Origin of the sequence: Streptomyces shenzhenensis (genome assembly GCF_021462265.1) — a bacterium.
In the GTDB taxonomy this organism is placed as follows: domain Bacteria; phylum Actinomycetota; class Actinomycetes; order Streptomycetales; family Streptomycetaceae; genus Streptomyces; species Streptomyces shenzhenensis.
The window spans coordinates 19,068-30,659 of sequence record NZ_JAJONF010000069.1 but is presented as its reverse complement, the minus strand read 5'-3'; the positions used below and the strand labels follow the sequence as shown (position 1 = coordinate 30,659).

Genomic DNA, 11,592 nt, shown 5'->3' with positions numbered 1-11,592 from the left:
GACGCCAGCCCCACGGCCATGAGCGCCGGGCCCACGGCCATGAGCGCCGGGCCCACGGCCATGGGCGCCGCGGCTCCGAGCGCCGGAACCGAGGTCTCCGTCGACCTGCTCGTCGTCGGCGCCGGGCCCACGGGGCTGTACGCCGCGTACTACGCCGGCTTCCGCGGGATGAGCGTCGCGGTCGCCGACGCGCTGCCCGAGGTGGGCGGCCAGATCGCCGCGCTGTACCCCGAGAAGCTCGTCTACGACGTGGCCGGCTTCCCCGCCGTCCGCGGCCAGGACCTGGTGGACCGGCTGGCCGAGCAGGCCGGGCGGTGGAACCCGGTCTACCTGCTCGGGCACGGGGTCACCGACCTCGACGACACGGGTGCGGGCGTCGTCGCGACCACCGACGCGGGCGCGCGGATCAGCGCGGGCGCGGTGCTCGTCTGCGGCGGGATCGGCAACTTCATCCCCCGTGAGCTGCCGGTGGGTTCCGAGTACCTGGGCCGGGGGCTGCGCTACTTCGTGCCGCGGCTGGACGAACTATCCGGCCAGGACGTCGTGGTGGTCGGCGGCGGGGACTCCGCGCTGGACTGGGCGCTGTCGCTGGAGCCGGTCGCCGCGTCGGTGACGCTGGTGCACCGGCGCACCCGGTTCCGGGCCCACGAACGCACCGTCGAGCAGGTCGGGAACTCCTCGGTACGGGTCCTGACCCCGTACGAGGTCGAGAAGATCTCCGGCGACGGAGCCGACGGCAACGGCGGGGTGGTGTCGGAGGTGGTGGTCGCGAACTCCGACGGCGACCGGATCACCCTGCCCGCCCAGTCCGTCGTGGCCGCGCTCGGCTTCATCGCCGACCTCGGCCCGATCGAGCGGTGGGGGCTCGACCTGCGCCGCCGCCGCATCCTCGTCGACCGTACGATGCGCACCAGCCGGGAGCGCGTCTTCGCGGCCGGTGACATCGCCGACTACGACGGCAGGGTCGGCCTCATCTCGATCGGTTTCGGTGAGGCCGCCCTCGCCGTGAACCATGTGGCCGCCCTGCTCGATCCGGCGCGCTCCCTCACCCCGGGGCACTCCTCCGACACGTAAGACAGGTCCTCGGCGGACCAGAACCTGAGTACGCTTTCCCGCACAGCTCCGAGCCGCCGTACCATTTCTTCATCCGATACAGCGTCTCGTTTACTGTTTCACAGGTCCCACCTGTATCCCATCCCCTCTGACCGAGCTCAAACAGGAGTGATACGACCATGGTCACCAAGGTGCAGCGCGGCACCGGAGAGCAGCAGGACGGTCCCGACCGGACCGCCCCGACCATTCAGACGGTCGAGCGTGCCGCGCTGATCCTCGGCTCGTTCACGGTCGGCAAACCGCACATGAGCCTGAACGAGATCACCGCACGGCTCGGGGCGAGCAAGGCGACCGCGCACCGCTACACGAAGGCGCTGCGGGCGGCGAACCTGCTGCGCTACGACGAGCGCACCTCGCTGTACTCCCTCGGCCCCCAGGTGCTCACCCTCGCCGCCGCCGCGCGGGCCGGCCTGCCGATCGTCGCCGCCGCCGAGCCGTACATGGAGAACCTGGTCCGGCGTATCGACGAGACGATCGTGCTGTCGGTCTGGGACGGCGAGTCGGCGACCGTGGTGCGCTCGGTGGACAACACCGACCACATGGTGCGCATCAGCGTCCGGGTCGGCTCGCGCCTGAACCTCACGTCCTCGGCACAGGGCCGCGTCTTCCTCGCGTTCCTGCCCCCGGAGCAGGTGCCGGCGCTGCCGCGCGCCGTGCGCAGGTCGGCCGAGCTGAACGACGAGCTCGACGCCATCCGCAAGCACGGTCTGTCGGTCAACTCCCCCACCGTCAACGGGGTCCGCACCATCGCGGCGCCGATCTTCGACGGCGACAAGATCAGCGGGACGCTCGCGATCGTCGGCACCACGGCGACGGTCCCCGACGACGTCGCGTCGCCGATGGCCCAGGCGCTGGTGGAGACCGCCCGGGCGCTGTCGCAGCGGCTGGGCAACTCGGAGGACGGGCCGGGCGGCGACTGAGCCGTGCACGGAACGGCTGACATGGCTGTGGCCCACCGCTCGGGCGGTGGGCCACAGCCATGTCAGCCGGGTGCCGGCCGGTCAGGGCAGCAGGTCGGCCCGCGGCGGCACGAAGAAGTCGATGTTCACGCAGGGGGCCTCGGTCGGCTCCACGTAGTGCTCGCTGCCGCGCGGGACCAGCAGGAACGAACCCGCCCGCATGTCGTGCGCGACCCCGTCCACGTAGTAGTTCGCGCGTCCCTCGGAGATGTGGACCAGTTGGTCGAAGTCCTCGTGCCGGTGCGGGTTGAGTGTCATGCCGACGTCCAGCTCGTGGTGACAGATCATCACCTCGTCGGTGGCGTAGACGCGTCGGCGGACGCCCGGCCGCACCTGGGTGACCGGCAGGTCGTCCCAGTTGACGACGGCGCCGAACAGGGCCGCGTTGCGTGTGCTCACTGCTTCTCCTCTCCGGCGGCGGCCCGCAGGCCCGCCGCCAACATCTGCAGGTCCGAGCCGACGATCAGGTAGTCGGCGGCGCCGAGGCCCAGGTCCGCCGCGGCACTCCGGGCCGGTGCCCAGCCGCCGAACGCCACGTGGGCGGACCGGGCCGCGGCCCGCACCCGGTCCACGGCGGCCCGCAGCACCGCCGGGTCCGCGGGCAGGCCCAGATCGACGGCCAGGTCGGTGCTGCCGACGAAGCACACGTCGAGAGCGGCGACCAGCTCCGGCAGGGGGTCGGTGCGTGCCGTCTCGATCTGGCCCACCAGCACCGGCGGGTCGTCCTGCTCGGCGCGCAGGAACCCGGCCAGCGGGAGCGCACCGAACCGGGCGGCCCGGTTGGCCAGGCTCACCGAGCGATGGCCGGCCGGGGCGAACCGGGTCGCCGCCACGAGTGCGTCCGCCTGTGCGGTGCGGGTGAGCATGGAGAGCTGGATGCCCGCCGCCCCGGCCTCCAGGAGCCGGTTGACGGCGGCGGCGTCCACCGCGGGCACCCGGACCAGGGCGGGCAGGCCGCAGACGGCCGCGTGGCGCACCAGGTCCATGGCGTCCCGCTCGGTGAGCGTGGAGTGTTCGAGGTCGACGACCACGAACCCGAATCCGGCCGCCGCGGCCAGCTCCACCGCGTCGGTCGTCGCCAGCTTGACGAAGGTGCCGACGGCGGGTCCCGCCGCCGTCAGGGCGGCGCGCAGCCGCCGCCGCAGCGGATGGACGTCACCGGCGGTCATCGGGCCTCCACGGTGTCTACGGGCGGATGTGGAAGGGTCAGGCCTTGACCGGGAGGGGTCAGACCCAGTCCGGGAAGGTCAGGCCGACGGCAGGCCACGCCACGGGACGATGTCGATCTCGGCGCCCTCGTGCAGCACGACGGTCGGCTCCAGGCGCGGGGCGACGATGGTGTTGCCGGCGGCGTCGGGCAGGACACACTCCTCGGTCTCGGTGATGACCGTGACATCGGCCCGCCCCCCGACCTCCAGGCGCCCGTAGCCCTCGGTGTCGAGACCGAGCAGCCGGGCCGGCGCGACGGTGGCCCGGCGGACGCATTCTTCGAGGGGCGCGCCGAGTGCGACCAGCTTGGAGACGCTGGTGAGCAGGTCGAACACCGGGCCGCGCCAGTTGCGGGCGCTGGTGTCGGAGCTGAGGATGTCGGGCAGGAAGCCGTCGGCGATGGCCCGGCGGGCCACCTCGAAGCTGAGGTTGCTCTTGCCGTGGGCGGAGTCGAACAGGACGCCGCGCTCACGGGCCGCGGTGACGGCGGGCTGCACGTGGTCACCGTCGAGGATGCCGTACGGCTTGCCGGTGTAGCAGTGCGCCACGATGTCGCCGGGGCGCAGGTGGTCGAGGACGACGGGCAGCGGCACCGGCGTCTCGCCGATGTGCAGCATCAGCGGGAGACCGGCCTGTTCGGCCAGCGCCACGGACTTCTTCAGCAGCGACTCCCAGTGCTCGCCGACGACGTCCTCGGAGAGCCGGATCTTGAAGCCGCGCACGATGTCCGGGTGGGCCTCGGCGGTCGCGAGCGCGTCGTCGGGGACCAGGGTGCCGGGGTTCAGCAGCTCGCCGAATCTGAAGTCGATCAGGCCGAGCACCGAGACGTTGAGGAAGTTGACGATGCGCATCGCGTTCGCCTCGACGACCAGCTTGCGGAAGGCCGCGAAGGTCGAGGCGCCGGCCGTGCCGGCGTCCGCCGCGGCGACCACGCCGCGGCGCAGATGGGCCTCCTCGGCGGGCGCGCCGACGGCGGAGACGTACTGGAAGATGTGGGTGTGGCCCTCGACGAGGCCCGGCAGCACGGTGGAGCCGGTGACGTCGATCGTGCGGGCCGCGCCGGTCGCGAGACCCTCCCCGATCGCGGCGATGCGGTCACCGGTGACCGCCACGTCGAGCCGGGCGTTGGTGCCCGACGCCGGGTCGATGACGGTGCCCCCGGCCAGGACTAGGTCGTAGGACGGTGTGGAGGAGTGTGACATCGCTGTGGCTCCAGGGTGAGGGGACGGTCAGCCGGCCTGTTCGGCCGGCCGCTGGTCGCGCGGTGCGGCGTCCGCGGGACGAACGATGCGGGTGACGAGGGGAAGGACACCGTCCACCTCGACGCACACCTCGTCGCCGTCGGCGAGGAAGCAGGCGCGGTCCTGGCCGGTGCCGGCCGGGGTTCCGGTGAGGACGACGTCGCCGGGTTCGAGGGCGGCGTACCAGGACAGCCTGCTGAGCAGATCGGCGACGGGGAAGATCATCCCGGCGCTGGTGTCGTCCTGGACGAGCCGGCCGTTGACCCGGGTGCGCACGCCGACGGCCTCGCGGTCGGCGAGCTCGTCGGCCGTGCGGACGGACGGGCCGAGGGGGGTGAACCCCGGGTAGCTCTTGGCGAGGGCGGGTGTGCCGGTGGTGCGCATGACATCCCGGGCCGTCATGTCGTTGGCGGCGGTGATGCCGGCGACGGCGGACCAGACCTCCGACTCGGCGGCCCGGAAGAGCCGGCGCCCGACGACGACCGCCATCTCGCCCTCGTAGTCGGGTTCGGCCGCGCCCGGCGGGATCACCGCCTGCGCGCCGGGAGGAAGGACGCCTGACGACGCGGACAGGTACAGGATCGGCTGTTCGGGCAGCCCCCTGCCGGTCCGCTCCGCCTTCGACACGTAGTTGAGTCCGACGCCCCACACCGCGCCGGGACGGCCCAGCGGCGCCGTGAGGTCGGCCTCGTCGAGAGGGATGCGCCGGCGCACCGCGCACGACGCCAGGCACTGCAGCGAGCCCTCCTGTTCGAGGACCGCGCCGAGGTGCGGGAAAGCAGTGTCCAACAGGGCGACAGCCCCGTCTTCGATCCGGCCCAGGCCGGTCCGCGTCGTGACTACTCGCATGGCGAGCATCTTTTATTGCGAGACACCATCATGTCAAGCGATACGCAAGCGCTGGTTGGGGACGCACGGACACCCCGTCCGCGCGGCAGGCGGACGGGGTGTCGGTGGACTGATCTGCGGTGGTGAGCAGGGCTTTTCGCGGAGCCGACGGCAGCGTGTCAGGCGAGCTGGCGCCGCACCTCGTCGCCGTCCCAGTAGTCCGTGCGGTGCGTGACGAGACCCTTGACGACGGTGAACAGGAAGACCCCGCGGATCCGCACGGGCCGGTCCCCCGCCGAACGCATCCGGAACGTCATGACGTACGGCACCGCGGCGCGGGCGCCGTCGACGAGGACGCGCTCGGGCACGTATCGCAGGTCCCCGAACTCCGCCAGGAAACCGGTCAGCGCCGCCCGGTACGCGGCGCGGCCCCGGCGGCTCTGTCCCGTCGACGACGTGTGCTCGTTGACGAAGTCCTCGGCCACGCAGGCGGCCACGGCGTCGGCGTCGTGCGCGTTCAGCGCCGCGAGGTAGGCCTCGACGGCGGCGCGGGTGGCGTTGTCGTCACCGTTGTCCGCCCCGCTGCCCGTGTCGTTGTCCGCGCCGCTGCCCGCGCCGTTGCCCGTGCCGCCGGTGCTCTCGGTGGTCAGGCCGACCCCCACTTCTGCCGGACCGTGTCGAACACCCGCTGGTCGTGCGAGATCTCCACGACGTTGCCGTCGGGATCCTTCAGCGCGCAGATGTAGCCCACGGGGTCGGGCATCTGCCGGGGCTCCCAGTGCAGGCAGCCCAGTTCCCGGGCGCGGTCCGCCAGGGCGTCGACGTCCTCGCGCGCCGGCACCTCGATGCCGATGTGCGCGAACGGGTGCAGCAGGCCGAGCCGGCCGCCCTTGTCCTTGTTGAAGGACACCAGGACGAGCACGAACGGCGTCTCCACCTGCTTGTCGTTGGAGAGCCATACGCTCTCGCCGTCGGCGTCCTTGAACCGCTCGACCACGACCAGGGGAGTGAGCGAGGTGTAGAACTCGATCGCCTTGTCGAGGTCCCCGGTGGGCAGCGCGACGTGCGTCCAGCGGGCCGAGGTGAGACCGGTGGCCACAGTGCCTCCATCGTGAGGGGTACGAATTTCCCCGAGATTAGACACGTGGGCACGGGCGAGTCGATGTGCTGCGGACACAACGCGCGTGTCGGGAACGCTGACCCCGCGCGACATCGGTCCCGCGCCCGCCGCCGTGGGAGCCTGCCGGATGACGGCGACAGCGGTCGCCTGGCAGGACGCGGGCAGGACGCGGGGAAGAGGAGGGCGAAGCGTGGAGTACCGGATTCTGGGCGGGACGGGCATCGAGGTGAGCGAACTGTGCCTCGGGACGATGATGTTCGGTGCCTGGGGCAACACCGACGAGGCGGAGTGCCACCGGATGGTGGCGACGGCGCTGGACGCCGGCGTCAACCTCGTCGACACCGCCGACGTGTACGCCTTCGGCGAGTCGGAGGAGATCCTCGGCCGGGCGCTGAAGGGGCGGCGCGACGACGTCGTCCTGGTGTCGAAGTTCCACAACGAGATGCCGGGAGGCCCGCTCGACCGCAACCGGCGCGGCAACTCCCGGCTGTGGATCACGCGTGCCGTCGAGGACAGCCTGCGCCGGCTGGGCACGGACCACCTCGACGTGTACCTCGTCCACCGTCCCGACCCCCGCACCGACATCGAGGAGACGCTCGGCGCCCTCGGCGACCTGGTGAGGGCGGGCAAGGTACGGGCGATCGGCACGTCCAGCTTCCCGGCCGAGGAGATCGTGGAGGCGCAGTGGGCGGCCCGGCGCGGCGGGCGTGAGCGGTTCACCGTGGAGCAGTTGTCGTACTCGGTCCTGGCCAGGCACGCGGAGGCCGCCGTGCTGCCCACCGCGCAGCGGCACCGGATGGGTGTCATGGTCTGGAGCCCGCTGAACGGCGGCTGGCTGACCGGCAAGTACCGGGCCGGCGCGGAACCGGCGGGTGACTCGCGCGCCCGGACCAACGGCGACCACTTCGACTACGCCGACGCGCGGGTGCGCGAGCGCAAACTGGCGGTGGTCGAGGAACTGGTGCGCCTCGCCGCCGACGAGGGCTGCACGCTCGTGGAACTGGCCCTGCGGTTCGTGCTCGCCCATCCCGGCGTCACCTCGGCCGTCATGGGCCCGCGCACCCACGAGCAGCTCCTGACGCAGCTGACGGCCGTGGACCGGCCGCTGTCCGCCGGGGCGCTGGACCGGATCGACGAGCTGGTCGCACCGGGCAGCGTGCTCAACCCGCGCGACATCGGCCACACGCCACCGGCTCTGGAGAACGCGGCACTGCGCCGCCGCTGACACCAGCGTTCGGCAGCGCCGTCGGCGACGCCGTTGACGACGCGGCTGACGACGCGGCTGACGACCGGGTTGACACCCCCGCCGCCATCGCCGCCGGCAACGCCGATGCCGCTGCCGCTGCCGCTGCCGCCGACAACGCCGCCGCCACCGCCGTCGTCGTACGCCTGAGGCCGGCCCCGCACGTTCGCGGGGCCGGCCTCCTTCTCTCGCCGAGGCGGCGGCGACGTCAGGTCGAGCCGCGCTCGAAGGGGCGTCCGAGGGCGGCCGGTTCCCGGTGCTGCGTGGTGAACAGCAGCATGGCCAGGAGCGCCAGCAGGTACGGGGCGGCCACGAGCAGTTGGGCGTTGAGGGTGATGCCGAGCGGCGGCAGCGCCAGGCGCAGCGCGTCGGACACACCGAACACCAGGCAGCCGAGCAGGGTGCGGCCCAGCCGCCACGCCCCGAAGATGACCGCGGCGATGACGATGTATCCGCGCCCGGCGGTCATGTTCTGGTTGAACGAGCCGACCTCGCCGACCGCCAGGTACGCGCCGCCCAGACCGGCCAGCGCGCCGCACCACAGCAGTGCCTGCCGGCGCCGCAGGTTGACCTTGACGCCGGTGACGTCGGCGGCCTGCGGGTTCTCCCCCACGGCCCGCAGTTCCAGGCCCCAGCGGCTGCGCTCGACCAGCCACCAGGTGAGCCCGACCAGCGGGATCAGGAGATAGGCGGGCCAGCGTACCGAGAACAGGGGTGCGCCGATGACCGGGATGTCCCGCAGCAGCGGAACGGACAGCAGGTCGACCTGGTGCGAGGCGAACTGCTGGGTCGTGATCAGGAAGCTCGTCAGACCGAGCACCAGCGCGTTCAGTACGAGGCCGACGACGAAGGTGTTGATCTGCGCCCGGTGCGAGAGGTTGCCGTGCACCGCCCCGATGACGAGGCCGGTCAGCAGGCCGACGACGAGGCCGAGGGTGGCGCTGCCGGTCGCGCTCGCGGTGGCGACCGAGGTGAACGCGGAGCCGAGCATCATCGCCTCGACGGAGATGTTCATCGTGCCGGCCCGCTCGGCGACGTACTCGCCGCAGGCGGCGAGGGCGAGCGGCACGGTCAGCCGGACTCCGCTCGCGAGAATGGTGGAGGTGCTGTCCAGAGCGCTCACGCGGCCGCCTTCACTTCGGTCGGGACGACGGACGCGGCGGGCGCGGCCGACGGCCTGGCGCCCCGGCGCCCGCTGACGAGGTTGACGAGGAGGGGCGGGACGACGAACGCGAGGACGAGCAGCGCCTTGACGATGTCGACCAGGTAGTACGGCACGCCGGTGGCGGAGAGGAAGTCGCCGCCCGAACGCAGGACCGCGAACACGAACGACACCGGGATCGCGACCAGGGGACGGTTGCGTGCGACGAGCGCGACGAGCAGGCCGTCCCAGCCGACGTTGTCGGAGAGTCCGGACTGCAGCCGGTTGGTGCTGACCGGGCTGGCCAGCAGCAGGCCGCCCGCCAGCCCCGCGAACGCGCCCGACAGGGTCAGGGTGAGGCCGCTGAGCGCGGCCACCCGGACGCCGGTGTGCTGGGCCGTGCGCGGGTTCAGCCCGACCATGCGCACCCGGAAGCCCCATCGGCTGCGGGTCAGGACGACGGCGACGCCGACCGCCGCGGCGAGCGCGACGAACAGGCCCAGGTTCACCTGGAGCGACGGATACTGCCCGACGCCGCCGAGCAGGGCGCCCGCCGGCAGGGGGTTGGACTGCGCGTCGGCGATGCCGGAGGAACCCTGCGCGCTCTCCTGAAGGAACCAGCGGGTGCTGACCGCGAACGTGACGAGCTGGAGGGCGAGGAACGTCATCAGGAGGGTGCTCACCGCGACGTTGACGCGGCGGAAGCGGTACATCAGGGCGCTGAGCGCGGCCCAGGCGCCGCCGCCGACGGCCGCGGCGGCCAGCACCACGACGACCAGCATCGGGCCGGGCATGGCCAGCCGCAGCCCGACCCAGGCCCCGGCCAGGCCGCCGATGAGCACCTGCCCTTCCTGTCCGATGTTGAAGGTCCCGGCGGCCGCGCAGACGCAGGTGCCGACGGCGACCAGCAGCAGCGGCGCCGCGTTGAGCAGCGTCGTCGTCCAGCCGGTGGAGTTGGCGAGGCTGCCGGTCCAGATCTCCCGCACCGACGCGCTGGGCGAGGCACCGGTCAGCATGAGCAGGACGGCGGACACGCCCAGGGCGGCGGCGACGAGGACGAGGGTGAATCCCGCGGTCAGCCAGCCGCCCGGCCCGGGGCGGAGCCGGGCCAGGAGACGCCGGCCGAGGTCGTCGGCCGGACTCCGCGTGGTCCGCGGGTCCGGCCCGGAGGCGGTGGCACTCATGCGGCCTCGCCCCCGACCAGCATGCCGAGCCGCTCGGGGGTCGCCTCGGAGACGGGAAGCGCCCCGGTGATCCGCCCGGAGGAGATCACCGCGATCCAGGTGGCAAGGGCCATGACTTCCTCCAGTTCGGTGGAGATGAGCAGCACGCCTACGCCCTCGGCGGCCGCCGCGCGCAGCCGGGCGTACATGTCCTCGATGGCACCGACGTCCAGCCCGTGGGTGGGCTGCGCGGCCACCAGGACGCGGGTGCGGCCGGACAGTTCCCGGGCGAGCACGACCCGCTGCTGGTTGCCGCCGGAGAGGCTGCGTACGGGTGTGTCCAGCGACGGTGTGACGATGTTGAACTCGTCGGCGAGGCGCCGGGCCTCGGCGAGCATCGCCCGCTGCCGCAGCAGGAACCGGCCGCTGACCTGGTCGAGGGACTTCATCGTGAGGTTCTCGGCGACGCTCATGTCGAGGACGACGCCGCTCTGGTGCCGGTCCTCGGGCACGATGCCCAGGCCGGCCTTCGACAGGACGCCGGGCCGGGTCAGGTCGACCTCCTGCCCGGCGACCTCGACGGTGCCGGCACTCGGCACGACGAGTCCGGACAGGACGTCGCCGAGCATCGCCTGGCCGTTGCCCTCGACGCCGTAGAGGGCGACGATCTCGCCCGCGCCGACGGTGAGGTCGACGCCGTCGAGGACCCTGACCCCGTCGTGCTCCACGGTGAGCCCCGCGAGGCGCAGCACGTGCGCCTCGCGGTCGTGGTCCTCGTCCTGCCCCGTACCCGGGTTGCGCACCGGCAGCAGGCCGAGGGCGGCGCCCTCCTCGCCCAGCGACACCTCACGGCCCACCATCTGCTGGGCGAGCAGCTGCGGGGTGGTCTCGGCGGTGACCGCCCGGAAGGCGACGCGGCCCTTGCGCAGGACCGTGACCCGGTCCGTGGCCCGGGAGATCTCGGCGAGCTTGTGACTGATGAGGATGACGGCACGCCCCTCCTCCTGCACCACCCGGCCGAGGACGGTGAACAGCTCCTCCGACTCGGCCTGGGTGAGTACCGACGTGGGCTCGTCGAGGATCAGGATCCTCGGGTTGCGCCGCAGGCACTTCACCACCTCGACCCGCTGCCGCTCGCCCGCCGAGAGCGTCCCGACGCGGGCCTCGGGGTCGATCGGCAGCCCGTACCGCGCCGAGACCGCGGCGATCTCGGCGCACAGGGCCTGCTTGTCGACCTTGCCGCTGTCCCCGAGCGCCACGTTCTCCCACACGGCCAGCGCGTCGATGAGGCTGAAGTGCTGGTGCACCATGCCGATGCCCAGCTCGGCCGCCTCCTGCGGGCTGTCGAGCGCGACCTCCTGACCGCGCACCAGCACGAGGCCGTCGTCGCGCCGGACCAGCCCCAGCAGGACCTTCATGAGGCTGGACTTGCCCGCCCCGTTCTCGCCCAGGAGACCGTGGATCTCGCCCGCGTCGACTCTGAGGTCCACCGCGTCGCAGGCCGTGACCGGCCCGTAGGACTTCGTGATGCCGCGCAGCTCGAGAATCGGAGCCGCTGAGGCCGTCGGTGTCATC

General features: G+C 72.6%; 12 protein-coding genes. 3 read left to right on the top strand and 9 right to left on the bottom strand.

Annotated features, from left to right (window positions below; all coding sequences use genetic code 11):
* Positions 1-18 precede the first annotated feature (18 nt).
* Together LQ326_RS43815 and LQ326_RS43810 are read left to right on the top strand one after the other, a co-directional pair.
* Entirely contained in the window at positions 19-1,074 is a 1,056-nt protein-coding gene (locus LQ326_RS43815) for an NAD(P)/FAD-dependent oxidoreductase (RefSeq protein ID WP_308402159.1), read from the top strand.
* Positions 1,075-1,232: 158 nt separating this feature from the next.
* Positions 1,233-2,033 (top strand): IclR family transcriptional regulator, encoded by an 801-nt coding sequence (locus LQ326_RS43810; protein WP_234544679.1) that lies wholly within the window; start codon positions 1,233-1,235, stop codon positions 2,031-2,033.
* An 81-nt stretch (positions 2,034-2,114) separates the two neighbouring features.
* Here LQ326_RS43810 and LQ326_RS48515 read toward each other — a convergent pair whose 3' ends face one another.
* The 6 genes from LQ326_RS48515 to LQ326_RS43780 form a co-directional block, all read right to left on the bottom strand.
* A complete protein-coding gene (locus tag LQ326_RS48515; RefSeq protein WP_234544678.1) occupies positions 2,115-2,471 on the bottom strand; it encodes a cupin domain-containing protein in 357 nt (118 codons plus the stop codon).
* Positions 2,468-3,241 carry an HpcH/HpaI aldolase family protein gene (locus LQ326_RS43800; protein ID WP_234544670.1) on the bottom strand — a complete coding sequence of 258 codons (774 nt, stop codon included), beginning with the start codon at positions 3,239-3,241 and terminating at the stop codon, positions 2,468-2,470. The genes LQ326_RS48515 and LQ326_RS43800 overlap by 4 nt, the downstream gene beginning before the upstream one ends.
* 78 nt (positions 3,242-3,319) lie before the next feature.
* Positions 3,320-4,483 (bottom strand): amidohydrolase family protein, encoded by a 1,164-nt coding sequence (locus LQ326_RS43795; RefSeq protein WP_234544669.1) that lies wholly within the window; start codon positions 4,481-4,483, stop codon positions 3,320-3,322.
* Positions 4,484-4,510: 27 nt separating this feature from the next.
* A complete protein-coding gene (locus tag LQ326_RS43790) occupies positions 4,511-5,371 on the bottom strand; it encodes a fumarylacetoacetate hydrolase family protein (protein WP_234544668.1) in 861 nt (286 codons plus the stop codon).
* A 158-nt stretch (positions 5,372-5,529) separates the two neighbouring features.
* Positions 5,530-6,012, bottom strand: a complete 483-nt coding sequence (locus LQ326_RS43785; RefSeq protein ID WP_234544667.1) for a nuclear transport factor 2 family protein — start codon at positions 6,010-6,012, stop codon at positions 5,530-5,532.
* On the bottom strand, positions 5,997-6,449 hold the full coding sequence (locus LQ326_RS43780; RefSeq protein ID WP_234544666.1) for a VOC family protein: 453 nt from the start codon (positions 6,447-6,449) through the stop codon (positions 5,997-5,999). The genes LQ326_RS43785 and LQ326_RS43780 overlap by 16 nt, the downstream gene beginning before the upstream one ends.
* Positions 6,450-6,660: 211 nt before the next feature.
* Here LQ326_RS43780 and LQ326_RS43775 point away from each other — a divergent pair, with 211 nt between their 5' ends.
* Positions 6,661-7,695: an aldo/keto reductase gene (locus tag LQ326_RS43775; protein ID WP_234544665.1), complete on the top strand. Its 1,035-nt coding sequence runs from the start codon at positions 6,661-6,663 to the stop codon at positions 7,693-7,695.
* A 226-nt stretch (positions 7,696-7,921) separates the two neighbouring features.
* Here the strand turns inward: LQ326_RS43775 and LQ326_RS43770 are convergent, their stop codons facing one another.
* From LQ326_RS43770 to LQ326_RS43760, 3 genes are read right to left on the bottom strand one after another with little or no spacing between them, the layout of a single operon-like run.
* Entirely contained in the window at positions 7,922-8,836 is a 915-nt protein-coding gene (locus LQ326_RS43770; protein ID WP_234544664.1) for an ABC transporter permease, read from the bottom strand.
* Entirely contained in the window at positions 8,833-10,038 is a 1,206-nt protein-coding gene (locus tag LQ326_RS43765) for an ABC transporter permease (protein WP_234544663.1), read from the bottom strand. The genes LQ326_RS43770 and LQ326_RS43765 overlap by 4 nt, the downstream gene beginning before the upstream one ends.
* Positions 10,035-11,591, bottom strand: a complete 1,557-nt coding sequence (locus LQ326_RS43760) for an ABC transporter ATP-binding protein (RefSeq protein ID WP_234544662.1) — start codon at positions 11,589-11,591, stop codon at positions 10,035-10,037. The genes LQ326_RS43765 and LQ326_RS43760 overlap by 4 nt, the downstream gene beginning before the upstream one ends.
* Position 11,592 lies beyond the last annotated feature (1 nt).

Bases quoted from the DNA above. Each gene is read 5' to 3' on its own strand.
- LQ326_RS43815 (WP_308402159.1), top strand. From the start codon at position 19: ATGAGCGCCGGGCCCACGGCCATGAGCGCCGGGCCCACGGCCATGGGC.
- LQ326_RS43765 (WP_234544663.1), bottom strand. From the start codon at position 10,038: ATGAGTGCCACCGCCTCCGGGCCGGACCCGCGGACCACGCGGAGTCCG.
- LQ326_RS43790 (WP_234544668.1), bottom strand. From the start codon at position 5,371: ATGCGAGTAGTCACGACGCGGACCGGCCTGGGCCGGATCGAAGACGGG.
- LQ326_RS43810 (WP_234544679.1), top strand. From the start codon at position 1,233: ATGGTCACCAAGGTGCAGCGCGGCACCGGAGAGCAGCAGGACGGTCCC.
- LQ326_RS43760 (WP_234544662.1), bottom strand. From the start codon at position 11,591: ATGACACCGACGGCCTCAGCGGCTCCGATTCTCGAGCTGCGCGGCATC.
- LQ326_RS43795 (WP_234544669.1), bottom strand. From the start codon at position 4,483: ATGTCACACTCCTCCACACCGTCCTACGACCTAGTCCTGGCCGGGGGC.
- LQ326_RS43800 (WP_234544670.1), bottom strand. From the start codon at position 3,241: ATGACCGCCGGTGACGTCCATCCGCTGCGGCGGCGGCTGCGCGCCGCC.